Genomic DNA, 18,832 nt, shown 5'->3' with positions numbered 1-18,832 from the left:
CTCTATGTATGACGCCATGTCGTTAAAATAATCTTAATGTTATGATGAAAACTCCTCTAATTGAAGGGTAATATCTTCCCAATCTTCCATTAGTTGCTCTAAATTTTTCTTTTTTTCTTGATAATCATCGAAAAACTTAGGGTTTAAAGCTGTATTATCATAGTCGGTTTCTAACCTATGATCATCTTCTTTTATAGCTTTTTCAAGCTGATTAATTTTAGCTTCAACATTACTGAGTTTGTTGTTTAGAGACTTTATTTTCTTCTGGTCTTTGTAGTTTTGTTTATTGCTTTCCTTAGGTGTCTCTTCAATAACCGTTCGCTTTTCAGCCTCTCTGAGATTCTGAATGTTTCGTTGTTCTAAATAGAAATCGATATCACCCAGATACTCTTTGATATTTTGATCTTTAAACTCATATACCGTTTCTGTTAACCCTTGAAGAAAATCCCTATCATGAGATACTAAAATCAGTGTCCCTTCAAACTTCTTTAGGGCATCTTTTAGTACATTCTTAGATTTAATGTCTAGGTGATTGGTAGGCTCATCCATAATCAAAACATTTAAAGGTTGAAGTAATAGCTTAGCTAAAGCCAATCGATTACGTTCACCACCAGACAACACTTTAACATATTTCTCTACCTCATCTCCACCAAATAAAAATGCTCCTAAAATATCACGTACTTTACTGCGATTGGTCTCATTGGCAGCGTCTATCATGGTATCTAAAACCGTTTTATTTCCATCTAAATACTCTGCCTGATTTTGAGCAAAATAACCTATTTGTACATTATGCCCTAGATTAACCTTTCCTTGATAATCAATTTCTCCAACTATGATTTTTGCCAAGGTGGATTTTCCTTGACCATTTTGCCCTACAAAAGCTGTTTTCACATCCCGTGGTACCGTTAAGCTAACATTATTCAACACCTTTAAGTTGCCATACTGTTTTGATACGTTTTCTATTTCAACCACTACTTTTCCTGGTGTCACAGAAACCGGAAAGTTTAAGGTCATTACACTATTATCGTCTTCATCTACCTCAATACGCTCCATTCGATCGAGCTTTTTAATAAGTGACTGCGCCATTGTCGCTTTAGATGCTTTAGCTCTAAATTTTTCGATAAGTTTTTCGGTTTGCTGAATTTGCTTTTCCTGATTCTTTAGAGCAGCAAGTTGCTGTACCTTCATTTCGTTTCGCAACTCTAAAAACTTGGTATAGGGCTTGTTATAATCGTAAATTCTACCCAATGATATTTCAATGGTCCTGTTGGTTACATTATCCAAAAACATCTTATCGTGTGACACAATAACTATGGCGCCAGCATAGGATTTTAAGAAGTTTTCCAACCAAATGATGGATTCTATATCCAAGTGATTCGTAGGCTCATCCAAGAGCAATAAATCATTATTCTGAAGCAATAATTTTGCCAGTTCAATACGCATTCTCCAACCACCTGAAAAGGTGTCCGTTAACTTATTAAAATCTTGACGCGTAAAGCCCAAACCCTGAAGTATCTTTTCTGTATCGCCTTGATAATTATAGCCACCCAAAATTTCATACTGGTGTTGTATTTCATTCAAATCTACCATAAGCTGGTGATAAGATTCCGATTCATAATCCGTTCGTTCGGCCAGTTGCTCATTAATATGTGCTAATTTGGCTTCGCATTGTTTTATGTCCTTAAATGCCTCGTAAGCTTCTTCTAGAACCGTCTTACCATGATCGAAATCAATATCCTGTTTTAAAAATCCAATTTTAAGGTCCTTGTCTGTCGCTATTTGCCCGGTATCTGCTTCTTGCTCTTTTGCCAGTATCCGCAACATAGTAGATTTACCTGCACCATTTTTTCCAATAAGGCCAACACGGTCTCCAAGTCCTAGTTTAAAGGTGATGTCTTCAAAGAGGTATTTTCCTTGAAATGATATGGATAGATTATGGATATTTAGCATAGTATTATTAAAATATTGCAACCGTTATTATTGTCACAAAAGTTACAGTCGGTGCATGGTAAAAACTTATATTTGTAAGCCTTAATTACGCAAAAATAAAGGTTTTAGCTATGATTAGAAAAGGAATGAAATTATATAGTATACTTTTTGGTGTTTGTCCAAAATGCCACAATGAGTCTATGTACATTAATAAGAATCCTTATGCCATTACTCAAGTTTTAAAAATGCACGACCACTGTTCGCATTGCAAAACAAAATATCAAATGGAACCTTCATTTTTTTATGGATCTATGTATGTGAGCTATGGTGTTGGTATAGCATTCGCAGTTGCCGCATTTATAACTAGTTATATAATTTTTGAAACTTCAGTTACAACAGCCTTTATTAGTATCGTACTTACTTTGGTATTATTATTTCCTGTAATCATGAGGCTCTCAAGAAATATTTGGATTAATATTTTCATGAGCTATGACAAGTCTCTTGCTAAGAAGTAAATCTTTTTATATCTATTTCAATATCTAAAGGTTCGCCATGTTCTATACAGTAATATAACTTTTCTGCAACATAAGGTGCAATCATCACCCCTCTGGTTCCAAGTCCATTTAAAACGTATATATTTTGGTGCTCAGGATGTCTACCAACCAAAGGCCTCCTGTCTTTTACTGTAGGACGAATCCCTGCGAAATGCTGTACAATTTCGAAGTCACATTTTATAAATGTCTTTAGTTTAGTAACTAGTTCATTTTTGCCTTCTTCTGTTGGCCGATTACTTTTGTCCGTCCAATTATAGGTAGATCCTACTGTGTATAAATCGTTCCCGATTGGAATAATAAACACTGATGATTTTATACCATAGTCTATATTAAGTTGTGGTGCTCTTACAATTAACACCTCGCCTTTTGTTCCGTTTAAAGGAATATGACTGAAGTATGGATTTTTCTTTACCCCAAAACCTTCTGCAAACACAAGATGTCTAGCTTTAATATCATCATATTGGATTGAGTTCTCTTGTATACTAAGACGTTCATATCTAAAACTAGATTCTACTAAACATTGCTCTTGTTTGCTAAAATCCTTATAAGAATTTATAAGTTTTTCGGTATCCAAACGTCCTGCATGAAGAACTTCTCCAAAACCATAGGGTGCATCGATAGCTAGATTATTGTTTTTAACGAGTTGTGTTGAAAGATAGGGTCCCAGTTTGGACTTATCAGAAGCGTTGAACCAAAGATTTTGTTCTTCGATTGACGAAAATCTTCTCAATAAACGAAGCTTGTAATCTATTTTAATATTTAAATCTTTTTCAATTTTGTTATAAACAGGTAAAGCTATATCTAACTGCTCCTTAGCTTTCCATACCTCCGTAAACCGTTTTAAAATGACAGGGTTATACAAACCTGCCGCCACAATAGATGACTGCTGTGAAGCATCATCGAAAAGCACAAATGATTTATTATTGGCTCTTAATTTCTCGCAAAAAGCGACACTTGCCAAACCGCAACCTACAACAATATAATCAACATTTTTCATCACCCTACAAAAATAAAAAACGCCCACTTAAAAAGTGAGCGTTTATACTTTATGTTTATGAGTTTTTAGTAACTCCACATATCTTGTTCAAAATCTCTGATTTTGTCTTTAATACGTTCAGATTCCAAAAGCTGCATCAATGCATTATCAGCAATATACTCTTTAACTTCTCTATCGCCATAGACGTTTTCTTCCTTGTAAATAATACCATGAAAACGACGACTATTTAATAAATGATCAAAAGATATTGGAGATGAACTATTATTATTATTGAATGCCTTAGCTTCATGTAAAATATCTCTTACCTCTGGAAAGAATACCCAAAACATAGCAATTGGTTCACTATTTTCAGATCCCTCTTCGTCTATAAAGTTAACATCAGGTGCTGCTGGTGCAATACCTAAAATACGATACTTTAATTCACCTTGACGCTTATCAAAATACCATAAACCTTTGACAAGATAAGAATTAATATCTGCTGGTGTTATGGATCTTCTTATCACATACTCCTCTGGTAATTCAGATTCGCTAACACCATTAGCATTCATATAATCAATACCAGCATCTGTGATTCTGGTCATCGTCAAAGACGCTTCTAAATCTTCAAGTGTACGCTCTTCAGTAAAATAAGAATCTGCATAAACCTTTGAAATCATACCACTATCAAGATTCTCTTTTAAAACTTGGTATAGGGATTTACGATCATCCCCTAAGTTGGCATCAACAGGAAAATACAGTGGAAAATTAACGCGTTCGTCTAAAACAACTTTTTCCCAAATCATTTTAGAGAATAAGATATCCCTATCACCTACATAACCATACTCTAACGGTTGATCATTGTCTAAAAGCAATTCAGCTTCAGTTTTCATACCGATTTCCTCAGGTATTTTTGCATTTAGAATATTAGCTTGGGCATAAGCACTGCTTACTCCTAAAACTAATAGTCCGGTATATAAAAAGCTTTTAAATTTCATCTCAATTATAATTTGGGTTAAATCTTATTTTATAACTATAAATTAGTTAGTAATTTCTACTACTACAGGCGAAACATTCTTTAATCTGTATGTAGCATTTCCTTGTATTCTGGCTTTAATATCAAAAATTGTAATGTTATCCCCTCTTCGTGCTCTGTTAATAGCAGCTCTAGCCTGAGAATTCATTTTTGTACCAGCAACATTTACAGTTGGTTGACCAGGCACTTTGATTTTAAACGACGTTGTTTCGATCGGTAAATCAAAGACAAAATCTTCCAATTTAGCTCCAACTGTACCAACTTCAACATTACGTTTTGGTAACTTTATCACTCCGGTCTGACCAGAAATCATACCTGTTGGCGCTGGAATATCTTTAATTCTGAATGTTTTGCTATCCCTAGCTGTTGAACCATCATCTAAAGTTGCTGTTACATTAATAGTAACTTCACTACCTGTTCCAGGATTCATTACATATTTTCCTTGACCAGACGCTCTAGATAAACCATTACCTGAAGCTTTAACTTTATCATCGGTAACACCAGCAAATGAAATGGTCATAGGGTTGGAAACACCACGATATACCACATTCATCTTATCTGCAGATATAGTTGCTGTTTTTGGTCTAGGTACAACCACATAATTTCCTTTAAAGTCTATAGGTAGTTGCTCACCTTTTTCTAAGAACGTAAATTGACCATTAATTTCATGCTCACCTACGTTACCTACAGTGAACTCAATACGTGCAGCTCCAGTAGAGTCGATTGCACCTTCTCTTTTTAAATCTTGCTCATCATCTCCAACAACAAGTTTTGTTGGTGTAACATTAGCATATTTTCCAAGAACGACACGACCTGTAAATTTCTCACCAGCAAAAAACGCATTCTTATCTGGTATAACTATAGCTTCAAAATTCTTTAAAGATGTAGCTTCATCAACAGTGTTTCCTAAGAACACATTGTAAAGGTTAGCCTCAGTAGCTTTAATATCATTTTGCATTGCAGTTAATTTAGTGTATGATGCGACTGCAGGAAAACCTTGAAAGTTATAATCTAACCAGCTTTGTTTCTTTCCATCTTTGTTGGTTACATCAGATGTATTAAAACGTCGCTCAAGAGTTTCCTTTGCTGGATTGTAAGCTACATCATTTCCTAAAACAGCGTTGATATCCGCTTTGTATTTGTTAACTCTATCGACAAATGCTTGTCCTGCTTTGGTTAAACGATCACCCGTGAACCAATGCTCATCTAAAGCATCACCTTTATCCATTTCTTCAGCTGGTAGCTCTCCTTCTTCAGCATATTTTGAAGCGTAATTTCCTTTCTCTAAAATCATTTTCTTTTGAGCTTCTAAATACGTAAAGAATTCATCCGATATAGAGCTAATCTGTTGGGCGTTATTAAAAGCAACACCGAAATCTGCTGGCTTTTCCTCAGCCTGGGTTTTTAAACCTCTAAGAAGATTGGTATTTGCTGATACCGCCAACTCGTTTGCACTTTCAAATTTTGTATTGAACAGACTAAACGCAGATAGTATCTCTTTACTTGTAGTCATTGCAATCATTGCAATAAATACCAAGTACATTAAGTTAATCATTTTCTGCCTTGCAGATAATTTTCCTCCTGCCATTGTAAATTAGTTTTTAAGTGTTAATTAATTAAATTGATTATAAAAACTAATTAGTTTTTGTTCATTGCAGAAAGCATACCACCGTACACACCATTTAATGACGATAAGTTAGAAGCCAATGACGCCATTTGTTCCTTTAATTTCGTGGCATTTTCCACAGCCTCTTCATTGATTGCTGCTTGGCGATTAGCACTCTCCATTTGTACCTTGTAAAGACTGTTTAAAGATTCCATTTGAGCTGCTGCCAAAGACAATTCCTCACTATATTTTTTCTGAGCCGACATAGAATCAACGGTTGGGCTGATGCTTTTTGCTGCTCCTTCAAAATTCTTTATGCTATTACCAAGACTAGCCATAAGCTCACCGTCGATTTTAGCTTCTTTTAATAAGTTATCTAATTTTTTTGATAATAAGCCTTCAGCATCCTTAGGCTCTTCTTTTTTCTTTTTACCTAAAGATTGTCCACCTGCCAATTCAGGATATACTAAAGACCAGTCTAAATCTGCTTGTTGTTTTTCAAAAGCTGAGTAAGTAAATACCAAGGCTTCAACAACCATCCCTATCGTTAAGATTAAAGAGCCATAAGGCCAGTGCTGGATTTTAAATAGTGCTCCAACAATTACAATTGCTGCCCCTAATCCGTAGACCATGTTTGTTACTGTGATTTTACCTTTTTGTGCCATAATTTGTTTAGTTTAATAGTTTAAGTTAATGGATATAACTTAAGTAAGTTAATTTAGTTTGGTTGTTATTTAGTTTATTTAATTTGTTGCTGCGTTTTTGGTAACTTCAGTTCCCATATAGTCTTGTACCGTTCTGAAACCAATGTAGCTTCTTGCAGAGTCAGCATACTCATAGTCTCTAGAACTTACTTGTAAAAAGTAGGCTACATCTTTCCAAGAACCACCTCTCACTACTTTGCGAGAGTTTTGTGGATCGTTTACATTTGGATTAATTGTTGACATATACTCATAAGAAGCAGGATCGTAAGAACCGTTTACCCATTCTGAAACGTTACCTGCCATATTATATAGGTTGAAGTCATTTGGATCATACGCATCAGCTTCTACAGTATATAAAGCTTGATCTGCTGCATAATCTCCACGTAAGGGCTTAAAGTTAGCCATAAAACAACCTCTATCATTCTTAGTGTAAGGTCCTCCCCATGGATATGAAGCTCCCTGCAACCCTCCACGAGCAGCGTATTCCCATTCTGCCTCAGAAGGTAATCTGTATGAGTTTACCGGTTGTCTTCCTTTGCTCTTTTGATAACCATTGTGGTATAATGTTCTCCATTGACAGAAGGCTTGTGCTTGTTTCCATGATACACCCACTACTGGATAATCCCCATAAGCATCATGCCAGAAATAATCGTTGTGCATTGGTTCATTATATGAATAAGCGAAATCTCTGATCCAAGCCGTCGTATCAGGATACACCTCTACTTCTTCTTGCTCGATAACTTCAGAACGTTTCAAACTTCTATCTTTTGCTGCTTTAGCAATATCCATATAGGTATATTGAAATTTAAACTGCTTAACATCCCATGTTCTTTGACCATTGTAAGATTCTTCTAATGGTAAATACATACCATCCATAACCTCTGCATACAATTCATCTGGATAATCGTCAGTATCAAAAATTAAATCAACATCGTGATTTATTTTTCTCTGCTCGTTACCATAAGTGTTTTGCATGTAACTTTCGTAAGCATTTAAATCTTCAGGGTTAGAATCTAAATATGCAAACTCACCAATATCACCATTACCCGGAGTTTTACCTTCGAGGTCTGCCATCTCAGCTAATTTAAGTCTAAGGATAGAATCTCTTACCCAATATACAAACTGTCTATACTCACTGTTTGTAATCTCAGTTTCATCCATGTAAAAAGCCCGAACTGTAGCTGTTTTAGTTGGAGCGTCTTGCACACCCGCAATATCATCATCCGATTTACCCATAATAAAAGCTCCTCCCGGAACCAAAGTCATACCATAAGGCTTTTCTGGGTGCCATTTTTTACCTTTTACACCTACCAATTGTCCGCGATCTCCAGAATTACAACTGGCGAACAAAACCAATACAGTGGTTAGTAAAATAAATCTTTTAATATTCATAGTAACTCGAGGTTAAATTAGTCGTCCTTAATTTTAAGGTCGTAAACATATTTATATATTTTCTAAAAAACAACTTTTTTCTATTTTTTTTTGCATTTCGTCCTTAAAAAATGCATTTCATCGATACTTTAAATGTTAAATTATCGATTAAGTGTATATTTTAGAAGCTGTTCTTCCTATAGGCTTTATACCATCGTTCCGGTATTTCCCCTTGTGTAGCAAACACATAATCTTCATGCATGCATGGTAATAACGTGTGCTTTTTTAATTTATTATTAACATCTGGTAAAAAAGGAATTTCAATCCACCAACGACCCGTTTTTAAACTTTTATAAAATATGAGTTCGTCATCTTCAACCAACACATTATATTTCTGAAACTCATTTTCATTATTAAAATCATCATCTTTTACCCTACAATTAACACCTTCAATAAAATACCAAATCATTTGTGCTATTAACATTGAAGAAGCGCTATCGTTTTTAGAGTTAGAGTATTCATAGATTCCAAATGAGGATACTTTATTACTAATACCCGCATATCTTGCTATCGCACAGATTTCCTTACCTGAAAATCCATTTGGAGAATACTTTAAGCTATCGCTTACCTCAGCAGCTCTTATGGATTTTAAATCTACTGAAACAATGTGTGCATCTCGCAACAACGGTTCTACCTTGTGGATATCAGCTGAAATTTCTCCTAATCGATAGGATTCAAAATAAAGCTTCTCCATAAGGTCTATTTCCTCTTGAGAATTAAAATAGGTTTGGTAACCTATTGTAGAATAGTTAAAAAGGTTATAGGGCTCATCAACAATTATTTTTCCAACATAACTGTTATTTTTTATCGGCAGATTTGCATCTCCCAAATCAAAATTGGTATCTACATTAACGATATTAACCATTGGCATTATATTGTCATAAGCACGATAATTAGCAAAGATCAAATCTTGACTACCACCTAATATTATAGGAATAATATTTTTTTCTACTAAAACTGTTATGGCTGTGCGGATCGCAAAATAAGTATCTTCAACCGATTCACCAGGTAAGATATCGCCGAGATCTACAATGGATGTACTCCAATTTCCGGGAAATAACGTGTAGAGCGTTTTTCTAATGGAATCGAAGTTGATGTTAGTACCTATATAATTAACATCATTTCTGTTTTCTAGTACTCCTATGATAGCAAGCTGAACACCATCTAGATCTGGAATACCGTTTTGCTTAGAATGAATTTTGATTTTTTTTCCGAGCGCTTGCTGCGCTAATAGTTCGGAATGAGCTAAAACCGCATCTGATACAGGCGTTAGGAAATTAAAATTCATAAAGTATTACTTCTTTTTTGTGGTCGTTTTCTTCTTTGTGGTTTTTCTGGTTTTCTTTTTAGGAGCATTTTTTTCTAAAATAGCTTTGGCCTCCTTCAGAGTCATATCAGACACATCTACAGTTTTGGCCAATTCTACTTTCTGTTTTCCTTTTATCACATTGTGTCTTCCCCAACGTGCCTTTTCTACTCTGATTCCCTCTTCTTCCCAAACATGGATTTGTTTATCCTTTTCCTTTTGGATTTTATCTTCGATCAAAGTTACGATGTCTTCATCAGATAAATTATCCCAATCGTATTTTTTATTCACATTTATAAACATATTGTTCCATTTTATAAATGGTCCAAAACGTCCTTTACCTTTGGTCACTTCCAAACCTTCATACATATATATAGGAGCATCTGCTTTTTCCTTCTCCTTAATATATGTTATCGCCTCGTCAAGTTCTACACTAAGCGGGTCTACGCCTTTAGGCAATGACACAAACTTTTTTCCATACCTCACATAAGGTCCAAAACGACCATTATTAACCTCTACTTCATCATCTTTATAATGACCCAAAGCCTTTGGAAGCTTAAACAAATCCATTGCCTCTTCGTAGGTAATGGTATTAAGCTGTTGGTCTGGTGACAAACTTGCAAATTGTGGTTTCTCTTCATCATCGACCGTACCAATTTGCACCATTGGCCCAAACTTACCTAGTCTCACACTAACCTGACGACCTGTTTTTGGATCTGTTCCAAGAATACGCTCACCGGTTTCACGCTCGGCATTTTCCTGAACATCTTCAACCTGTGGATGGAATCCCTTATAGAAATCCTTCATCATGGCTTTCCAGTCTTCCTTACCTTCAGCAATGTCATCAAAACTTTCTTCTACTTTCGCTGTGAAGTTATAATCCAATATGCTTTCAAAATGATTGACCAAAAAATCAGTAACTATAAAACCAACATCTGTCGGTACAAGTTTACCTTTATTAGAACCCACTTTCTCACTCAGCACTTTTTGTTTTACGTTTTGATTTTTAAAGATGAGTTGTTTGTACTTTCTTTCATCTCCTTCGTGCGTCCCCTTTTCGATATAGTTTCTATTTTGAATTGTAGAAATCGTAGGTGCGTATGTTGACGGTCTACCAATACCTAATTCTTCGAGTTGTTTCACTAATGAAGCTTCTGTATATCTTGAAGGTGGCCTTGTAAAACGTTCTGTTGCCGTAATTGAGGTATTTACTAACGCTTCACCTTTCTTCAGGTCTGGTAAAATACCGTCTTGCTCAGTATCCTCGTCATCGGTTCCTTCAAGATAGACCTTCAAAAATCCATCAAAAGTTATGATTTCACCATTCGCTGTAAATTGCTCATTTAATTTTGCAGAACTGTTAATCTGAATTTTAAGATTAGTACGCTCTAATTTGGCTTCACTCATTTGCGATGCAATGGCCCTTTTCCAAATTAGGTCATAAAGCCTCGCCTGATCGCGTTCTACATTTACAGTATGATTAGAAAAGTCCGTTGGCCTTATAGCTTCGTGAGCCTCTTGTGCCCCTTTAGACTTACCCTTGTAATTTCTTGGCTTACTATATTCCGAACCGTAAGCAGAAATAATTTCTTGCTCTGCCCCACGTCTGGCTTCATCCGATAGATTAACGCTATCTGTTCTCATATATGTGATGAGACCAGATTCATATAATCGCTGCGCATTACTCATGGTTCTACTCACTGAAAACCCCAATTTTCTGGACGCTTCCTGCTGAAGCGTAGATGTTGTAAAAGGTGCTGCCGGTGATTTTTTTGCTGGTTTTTTTTGCAAATCTGCAACCTGATAAGTTGCACCTTTATTGCCATTCAAAAATTCTAAAGCCTCTTCCTCTGAACTAAAGTTTTTTGGCAATTTCGCCTTAAACGATTTACCATCTTCTGACGTAAATTCAGCATCAATCCTATAGGATGCCTCTGGACTAAAATCTTGTATTTCTCGCTCACGCTCAACAATAAGTCGTACTGAAACCGACTGTACTCTACCTGCCGATAGACCTCCCTTTACCTTCCTCCATAACACTGGGGACAACTCGTACCCTACTATTCGATCTAAAACACGTCTTGCTTGCTGAGCGTCTACCAAGTTATAATCTATACTACGTGGATTTTCAATTGCTTTGTTGATTGCGCTTTTCGTAATCTCATGAAATACGATACGCTTTGTTTTTTCCTTATCTAAATCTAGTGCCTCTGCTAAATGCCATGCAATAGCCTCTCCTTCGCGGTCCTCATCACTTGCTAGCCAAACCGTCTCGGCCTTCTTGGCTAAATCTTTTAGTTTTTTAACGACATCACGTTTATCTTTTGAGACTTTATATTTTGGTTCAAAATCTCCTTCAACATCGACCCCTAATTCTTTGGATGGCAAGTCTGAAATGTGCCCAAAACTTGATTCAACTTTATAATCCTTTCCTAAAAATTTTTCAATGGTTTTTGCCTTTGCAGGAGACTCAACAATAACTAGATTCTTCGGCATGCTTTATTTTTTTTGAGGTTACAAATGTATATGAAAAAAAATTTACAAACCTAATTTGGGCGTTAATCACATCAACTTTGTTATAGTGAATCGTATAAACACAAAAAAAGTCTTGTACACGACAAGACTTAAAAATTTATTATATAATTAACAATCTTAGTAGGTATACGTTACAGGATCCTCGTAGCCATCTATATTTATTATTATTTCATTTTCACCTTCAATTTGAAGCGTGGATAAATCAAATGATGTTGTTCTGCCTACCTCAGCCAGACAAGATTCATCATTGATTAAAAAGAACTTTCCATAACGTTGTGGCGGGCTAGATTCGTCAACACTGCCAGAGTCCAAAAATTGCATTGTCCAAGTATTACCATCACATCCTGTAGCCGTTATGGTGATAATTAAACAATCTTCATTAACGATAACGTCATTAATCGTATACGGACTGGTTGCTGCATTTTCATATGAAAAACTATCAATCAAAGCTAAATTGACACAATTGGATTGAGGAAGTGATACAGGATCATCTTCACATTGCATGTTCAAAAACAATGTTACAGAAAGTAACAACATTATAAGTCTTGAAAACTTCATAGGTTAACCTTTTAGTATTAGATACAATTTATTGCAATTGGTTGCGTCTGCAATTTAAAATATGGTGTAAAAATAATAATTTGAAGCAATTATAAATTATTTTTTACAACTGCCACTTTGTCATAATCTACAAAATAATACTATCTTTGCATGCTTATTGACTTTTAAAAGTTTCCCAAAAAAACAGGGCTAAAAAACATGGAGAAAATAATTGACGAAAATAAACAAGGTGAAGCCTTATTGCTAGACCAAAAGGATGGTAATACCAAAAAGCTTTTTATAGAAAGTTATGGTTGCCAGATGAATTTTAGTGATAGTGAAATTGTAGCATCTATATTATCTAACCAAGGATATAACACAACCCAAAATCTTGAAGATGCCGATTTGGTTTTGGTGAACACGTGCTCTATAAGGGACAAAGCCGAGCAAACTGTTAGAAAACGCCTTAAGTATTACGATAGAATAAAAGACAAAAACCCAAGCATGAAAGTTGGTGTATTGGGCTGTATGGCTGAGCGTTTAAAAACAAAATTCTTAGAAGAAGAAAAAATCGTTGATTTGGTTGTTGGCCCAGATGCCTATAAGGATTTACCAAATCTATTAGCTGATGTTGAGGAAGGTAGGGATGCCATTAATGTGATCTTATCTAAAGAAGAAACTTATGGAGACATCTCACCTGTAAGATTAAATAGCAATGGTGTTAGTGCTTTTGTGTCTATAACAAGAGGTTGCGACAATATGTGTACTTTTTGCGTGGTTCCCTTTACTAGAGGAAGAGAGCGCAGTAGAGATCCGCAGAGTATTATTGAAGAAGTAAACGATTTATGGAACAAAGGCTACAAGGAAGTGACACTTTTAGGTCAAAATGTCGATAGCTATTTATGGTATGGTGGTGGACTTAAGAAAGATTTCGATAAAGCATCAGACTTGCAAAAAGCTACGGCAGTAAATTTTGCCAAACTTCTTGAGCTTTGTGCTAAAGAGCAGCCAAAAATGCGATTTAGATTTTCAACCTCTAACCCGCAGGATATGACTTTAGATGTGATTGAAACTATGGCAAAGTTTGAAAACATCTGTAATTATATCCATCTGCCTGTACAAAGTGGAAGCAATAGGATTCTAAAGGAAATGAATCGTCTGCACACACGTGAAGAATACTTTGAACTTATAGACAATATCCGTCGTATCATACCAGATGTAGCTATTAGTCAGGACATGATTGCTGGTTTCCCAACAGAAACAGAAGAGGACCATCAAGACACCTTAAGTTTAATGGAATATGTAAAATACGATTACGGTTTTATGTTCGCCTATTCTGAGCGTCCAGGAACACTTGCTGGTAGAAAGATGGAAGACGATGTGCCTGCAGAGGTAAAACAACGACGACTTAATGAAATACAAGCCTTACAACGCAGACATAGTTTATACAGGACACAACAGCATGTTGGTAAAGTAGAAGAAATTTTAATAGAGAAGTCTTCTAAAAAATCAGACGCACATTGGTCTGGTAGAAACAGCCAAAATACAGTGGCGGTTTTCCCAAAAGAACACTATAAACCTGGTGATTTCGTAATGGTAAAAATTTTAGACTGTACGAGTGCGACACTTATTGGTGAAGCTGTAGGCTATTCAAAAAACAACTCTTAATCAATCTATCAATGAAAAAAATCTTATTATTACTTTGTGCATTTACTCTGATAACCGCTTGTGAAAATGAGCCTCTTGATCCTGACTTTGCCGGTGACAATAACAACGGTGGCGGTAATAATGGCGGTAGTGATAGCGCAGACCTAACCCTTTCAGTTTACGAACTAGACACTGATACCGCAATTAATTTTCTTGGTATTCCCATACAAACAGTTACAAATTCTGATATTAATATTTCAGATAATAAAATTGTATCGAGTACTACAGTTTTTCAGTTAGAAGGTGCACCTAATGAAACAGAAAACCAGAGCTTTACTCGTAATGCCCAAGGACAAATCATCAGTAATGTATCCGTAAATTCTAATGGTGTTACTACTAACGAATACATTATAAGCTATTCTAACGGTCAAATCTCGCAAATCACCTATGATTATTTTGAAGATGACTTTGACGATTACACCTACAATTTTACCTATGATGGTAACCTTATTACAAGAACCGAAGTAGGCTCTAACATCTCAACGGTATTCACCATCGACGGGTTTGACAGAGTTATAAAAAAAGAGTCTTTTGATGGCACAACATCAATTCAGTTAGAAACAATTACCTATAACGGTCTTGGTAACATTAATAGTAGCGTCGGTACTGGTGAATTAAACAGTAACTATACTTATAACTTTGATGACAATACCAATCCTTTACAGGTAGTCTACAACGACAATTACTTACTGAACTTTTTGAGTGACGACTATTCTGATGAAATCGGACCTATAATCGCTCAGTTTCACTCAACTAACAATTGGAATGGTGCAACTTTTAACGGAGACACCTTTACTTTTGATTTACAATACAACGCAGCTGGAAGGATTGCAAGCCGCGATATCGCTTACGATTTTGGTCCAGATTTAATGATTGAGATTAACGAGAGATTTAATTACGTTAATTAAAAATGGAATCTATACAAGCCATAAAACAACGTTTTGGTATTATAGGGAACGACCCTAAGCTAAACCGTGCCATAGAAAAAGCCATTCAGGTTGCAGCAACAGATATTTCTGTTTTAGTGACTGGCGAGAGTGGTGTAGGTAAAGAGAGTATTCCTAAAATCATACACCAACTATCTCACAGAAAGCATGGTAAATACATCGCAGTAAACTGTGGCGCCATTCCAGAAGGCACGATTGATAGTGAGCTATTTGGTCACGAAAAAGGTGCGTTCACGGGTGCCACACAAACCCGTTCTGGTTATTTTGAAGTAGCCGATGGCGGAACCATATTCTTAGATGAAGTTGGCGAGTTACCGCTAACAACACAAGTAAGATTGTTACGTATCCTGGAAAATGGCGAATTTATTAAAGTTGGATCTAGTAAAGTTCAGAAGACCAATGTTAGGATTGTTGCCGCAACAAACGTTAATATGTTCGAAGCGATTAAGAAAGAAAAGTTTAGGGAAGATCTTTATTATCGTTTGAGTACCGTAGAGATTCATTTGCCAGCATTGCGAGAGCGAAAAGATGATATTCATTTACTCTTCAGAAAATTTGCTAGTGATTTTGCATTAAAATATAAAATGCCAACCGTTAAGTTAACGGACGATGCAGTTGCCCTACTTTTAAAATACCGCTGGAACGGTAACATTCGTCAACTTAGGAATGTTGCTGAACAGATTTCGGTATTAGAACACAACCGAACCATCGATGCCACAACACTTCAGAATTATCTACCAAATACAGGTACAAGTTTACCAGCGGTAATAAACAATTCAAAGTCTGAAAGTGATTTTAGCAGTGAAAGAGAAATACTCTATAAGGTTTTGTTTGATATGAAAAGTGATCTTAACGACCTGAAAAAATTAACCATGGAGTTAATGAAGTCTGGTAGTGCATCTGATGTTAAGAAAGAAAACGAACACTTGATACAAAAGATATATGGTGATGAAGGAGATGATTACGAAACGGCATCAGAAATTGAAAATCTAGAAGTTCTATCTATACCTGAGCACACAGAAAATGATGATTCCACGACTATTGATGTCGACGACAAATATCACTTTGCAGAAGAAATAGAAGAAGAAGAAACTTTATCTTTACAAGACAAGGAATTAGAGCTTATTAAGAAATCGCTAGAACGTCATAACGGAAAACGTAAATTGGCAGCTGCAGAATTAGGAATAAGCGAGCGTACACTTTACAGAAAAATTAAACAATACGATCTTTAAGAAAAGATTAGGATATCTTCAGTACGTATATGCAAACAGATACGTTCTGATAAAAAAACAAAAATGAAATTTTTAAAACACGTAAGCATCCTATTTTTCACAATAACCATTACTAGTTGTGGAATTTACTCTTTTACTGGAGCAGACACTGGTGACGCCAAAACATTTCAGGTTAACTTTTTTCAGAACAATGCCGATTTGGTTGAGCCAGGTTTGGATATTGATTTTACAAACGCACTACAGGATTTAATTCAAAACCAAACTAATCTGAGCCTCGTCAATTCGGGTGGTGATTTACTCTTTGAAGGTGAAATCGTAGAATATCGAATCGCACCTATGACCGCTACAGCAGATAGTAGAGCGGCACAAAATCGACTCACCATAAGCGTGAACGTCCGTTATTTTAATACACTAGACGAAGAAAAAGATTTTGAACAACGCTTCTCATTCTTTTACGATTTTGATGCCAACGCACAACTTATTGGTGGTACAAAAGACGAAGCTTTTGAAGTTATTTTTGAGCGTTTAACACAAGATATTTTTAATACCTCTTTGGCTAATTGGTAATTTTATGCAGCTAAAAGAACTGACATATCTATTACAACATCCAGAGGCCGTTACAGCCTCCCAAACCGATGCGCTTTTAGCAAAGATTAAAGAATACCCTTATTTTCAGCCGCTACGTGCCTTATACCTAAAAGGTCTTAAACAAAAAGAAAGTTACAAGTATAACAATGCATTAAAAGTTACCGCTGCGCATACGGCAGATCGCAGTGTATTATTTGATTACATCACGTCTGCTGTTTTCAATCAGAATGAGATTTCAAATCAAATTAAGCAGAATTCAGAACACCTAAAATCCATAGAAGTTAACGATGTTGATGATATTTCGGTCAATAAAAGTGTAACTATTGACGATGCTTTAAAGGAACATATCAAGGCAACGGAAGGTATTTTAGACCCGAATTTGTTTGAAGCTAAACAGCTACATATTTCAAAAACGGATACACCAAGAATTGAAGACTCTATTATAGATGTTGATGTTGATAATATTACAACTGAAGCAAAACTAAATATAGGTAAACCATTAGAATTTGATAAAAATGAAAGCCATTCGTTTACAGAGTGGCTAAAGATTACAAGTTTTAAACCTATCGTTAGAGACAAAGAAACAGAAAACAAAAAAGAAACAGATAAAACTTCTGAACCACTTACCAATAAACTAGATATTATTAATAAGTTTATAAGTGAAAATCCCAAGATAAAACCTGTTTCTAACCAGGCACCAAAACCGAAGTTGGTAAACAATGACAACCATGTTTCTGACAGTTTAATGACGGAGACTTTGGCTCGTATCTATTTAGAGCAGAAAAACTACGATAAAGCTATTCAATCTTATAAAATTTTAAGTTTGAAATATCCAGAAAAAAGTAGTTTCTTTGCAGACCAAATAAAATTGATAGTAGAACTAAAAGATAATAATACAATATAAAATGAGCTATTTCACTATATTTTTAATATTAATCGTACTAGTAGCATTCTTTCTAGTTGTTGTGATTATGGTACAAAACCCTAAAGGTGGAGGTTTATCATCGTCTTTTGGCGGCGGCGGCAACCAACAAATAGGTGGTGTAAAAAAGACCGGTGACTTTTTAGACAAAGCTACTTGGTTTTTAGGTACAGCCTTAATCGTTTTAATCTTAGCCTCAAACCTGACTATTGATTCAAGTAATGCTATAGATTCAAAAGCTTTAGATGAAAATGAAGCAACTGAAATGCCTATATCCACACCGTCAAATCCAGACGATACAGATACCTCAAATGGTACTGAAAACGAATAATATTGAATTTTCAATTCATATGTAAAAAGCCAGCTGTTATGCTGGCTTTTTTAATTGCCTACATTCTAGAAAAAAACAAATCTGCAAGTTTGTCAGTCCGTATGCCTTGGCATAATTTTCGAAATACGATAAAGCGTAAAATTTTAACCAATAACTAAAAATATTATAACAAATGGCTTTAAACATTAAACCTTTAGCAGACCGAGTTCTGGTAGAACCTATGGAGGCTGAAACTAAAACGGCTTCAGGTATTATTATTCCTGATAATGCAAAAGAAAAACCGCAAAAGGGAACTGTAGTTGCAGTAGGCAACGGTAAAAAAGATGAACCTTTAACTGTTAAAGTTGGTGACACTGTTTTATATGGTAAGTATGGTGGCACTGAATTAAAGTTAGAAGGTAAAGACTATTTAATGATGCGCGAAAGCGACATACTAGCAATTGTATAATAATATCAGCTATTAGCCTAAGGCTTTTAGCTCTTTAAAAATTAAT

17 protein-coding genes are annotated in these 18,832 nt (G+C 35.4%); 8 read left to right on the top strand and 9 right to left on the bottom strand.

Annotated elements, in window-relative coordinates:
• Positions 1–39 precede the first annotated feature (39 nt).
• Entirely contained in the window at positions 40–1,950 is a 1,911-nt protein-coding gene (locus tag ACFQ1K_RS02065; protein ID WP_320555321.1) for an ABC-F family ATP-binding cassette domain-containing protein, read from the bottom strand.
• A 110-nt stretch (positions 1,951–2,060) separates the two neighbouring features.
• On the opposite strand from ACFQ1K_RS02065, the gene ACFQ1K_RS02060 reads away from it, so the two are divergent.
• Positions 2,061–2,444 carry a DUF983 domain-containing protein gene (locus ACFQ1K_RS02060; RefSeq protein ID WP_320555322.1) on the top strand — a complete coding sequence of 128 codons (384 nt, stop codon included), beginning with the start codon at positions 2,061–2,063 and terminating at the stop codon, positions 2,442–2,444.
• Here ACFQ1K_RS02060 and ACFQ1K_RS02055 read toward each other — a convergent pair.
• The 8 genes from ACFQ1K_RS02055 to ACFQ1K_RS02020 form a co-directional block, all read right to left on the bottom strand.
• Entirely contained in the window at positions 2,434–3,480 is a 1,047-nt protein-coding gene (locus tag ACFQ1K_RS02055; RefSeq protein ID WP_320555323.1) for an NAD(P)/FAD-dependent oxidoreductase, read from the bottom strand. The genes ACFQ1K_RS02060 and ACFQ1K_RS02055 overlap by 11 nt on opposite strands.
• Positions 3,481–3,545: 65 nt before the next feature.
• Entirely contained in the window at positions 3,546–4,454 is a 909-nt protein-coding gene (gene porN, locus ACFQ1K_RS02050; protein ID WP_320555324.1) for a type IX secretion system ring subunit PorN/GldN, read from the bottom strand.
• Between the two features lie 42 nt (positions 4,455–4,496).
• Positions 4,497–6,080 carry a type IX secretion system motor protein PorM/GldM gene (gene porM, locus ACFQ1K_RS02045; protein ID WP_320555325.1) on the bottom strand — a complete coding sequence of 528 codons (1,584 nt, stop codon included), beginning with the start codon at positions 6,078–6,080 and terminating at the stop codon, positions 4,497–4,499.
• 50 nt (positions 6,081–6,130) lie between these two features.
• Positions 6,131–6,763: a type IX secretion system motor protein PorL/GldL gene (gene porL / locus ACFQ1K_RS02040; protein WP_320555326.1), complete on the bottom strand. Its 633-nt coding sequence runs from the start codon at positions 6,761–6,763 to the stop codon at positions 6,131–6,133.
• A 78-nt stretch (positions 6,764–6,841) separates the two neighbouring features.
• The gene (gene porK, locus ACFQ1K_RS02035) at positions 6,842–8,188 is read right to left on the bottom strand and encodes a type IX secretion system lipoprotein PorK/GldK (protein ID WP_449361582.1); all 1,347 of its coding nucleotides are present in this window, start codon (positions 8,186–8,188) and stop codon (positions 6,842–6,844) included.
• 166 nt (positions 8,189–8,354) lie between these two features.
• Complete coding sequence (locus ACFQ1K_RS02030) at positions 8,355–9,521, bottom strand: formimidoylglutamase (protein ID WP_320555328.1); 1,167 nt, start codon at positions 9,519–9,521, stop codon at positions 8,355–8,357.
• 6 nt (positions 9,522–9,527) lie between these two features.
• Positions 9,528–12,035, bottom strand: coding sequence for a type I DNA topoisomerase (topA, locus tag ACFQ1K_RS02025; protein WP_320555329.1), 2,508 nt, complete (start codon positions 12,033–12,035; stop codon positions 9,528–9,530).
• 156 nt (positions 12,036–12,191) lie between these two features.
• Positions 12,192–12,632 carry a hypothetical protein gene (locus ACFQ1K_RS02020; RefSeq protein WP_320555330.1) on the bottom strand — a complete coding sequence of 147 codons (441 nt, stop codon included), beginning with the start codon at positions 12,630–12,632 and terminating at the stop codon, positions 12,192–12,194.
• Between the two features lie 198 nt (positions 12,633–12,830).
• Here ACFQ1K_RS02020 and miaB point away from each other — a divergent pair, with 198 nt between their 5' ends.
• The 7 genes from miaB to ACFQ1K_RS01985 all read left to right on the top strand — a co-directional run bounded on the left by miaB (position 12,831) and on the right by ACFQ1K_RS01985 (position 18,786).
• Positions 12,831–14,279 carry a tRNA (N6-isopentenyl adenosine(37)-C2)-methylthiotransferase MiaB gene (miaB, locus tag ACFQ1K_RS02015; protein ID WP_320555331.1) on the top strand — a complete coding sequence of 483 codons (1,449 nt, stop codon included), beginning with the start codon at positions 12,831–12,833 and terminating at the stop codon, positions 14,277–14,279.
• A gap of 11 nt (positions 14,280–14,290) precedes the next feature.
• The gene (locus ACFQ1K_RS02010; protein ID WP_320555332.1) at positions 14,291–15,226 is read left to right on the top strand and encodes a hypothetical protein; all 936 of its coding nucleotides are present in this window, start codon (positions 14,291–14,293) and stop codon (positions 15,224–15,226) included.
• A gap of 2 nt (positions 15,227–15,228) precedes the next feature.
• Positions 15,229–16,497, top strand: a complete 1,269-nt coding sequence (locus ACFQ1K_RS02005) for a sigma-54 interaction domain-containing protein (protein ID WP_320555333.1) — start codon at positions 15,229–15,231, stop codon at positions 16,495–16,497.
• Positions 16,498–16,560: 63 nt separating this feature from the next.
• Positions 16,561–17,064: an LptE family protein gene (locus ACFQ1K_RS02000; RefSeq protein ID WP_320555334.1), complete on the top strand. Its 504-nt coding sequence runs from the start codon at positions 16,561–16,563 to the stop codon at positions 17,062–17,064.
• Positions 17,065–17,068: 4 nt separating this feature from the next.
• Positions 17,069–17,989 (top strand): hypothetical protein, encoded by a 921-nt coding sequence (locus ACFQ1K_RS01995; RefSeq protein ID WP_320555335.1) that lies wholly within the window; start codon positions 17,069–17,071, stop codon positions 17,987–17,989.
• Position 17,990: 1 nt separating this feature from the next.
• Complete coding sequence (gene secG / locus ACFQ1K_RS01990) at positions 17,991–18,338, top strand: preprotein translocase subunit SecG (RefSeq protein WP_320555336.1); 348 nt, start codon at positions 17,991–17,993, stop codon at positions 18,336–18,338.
• A gap of 172 nt (positions 18,339–18,510) precedes the next feature.
• Positions 18,511–18,786, top strand: a complete 276-nt coding sequence (locus tag ACFQ1K_RS01985) for a co-chaperone GroES (RefSeq protein ID WP_243472811.1) — start codon at positions 18,511–18,513, stop codon at positions 18,784–18,786.
• The last annotated feature ends 46 nt before the right edge of the window (positions 18,787–18,832 follow it).

Origin of the sequence: Winogradskyella aquimaris (genome assembly GCF_042676105.1) — a bacterium.
GTDB lineage: Bacteria > Bacteroidota > Bacteroidia > Flavobacteriales > Flavobacteriaceae > Winogradskyella > Winogradskyella aquimaris.
Note: the sequence above shows the minus strand (reverse complement) of the source record. Positions and strands in the feature narration are given on the sequence as shown.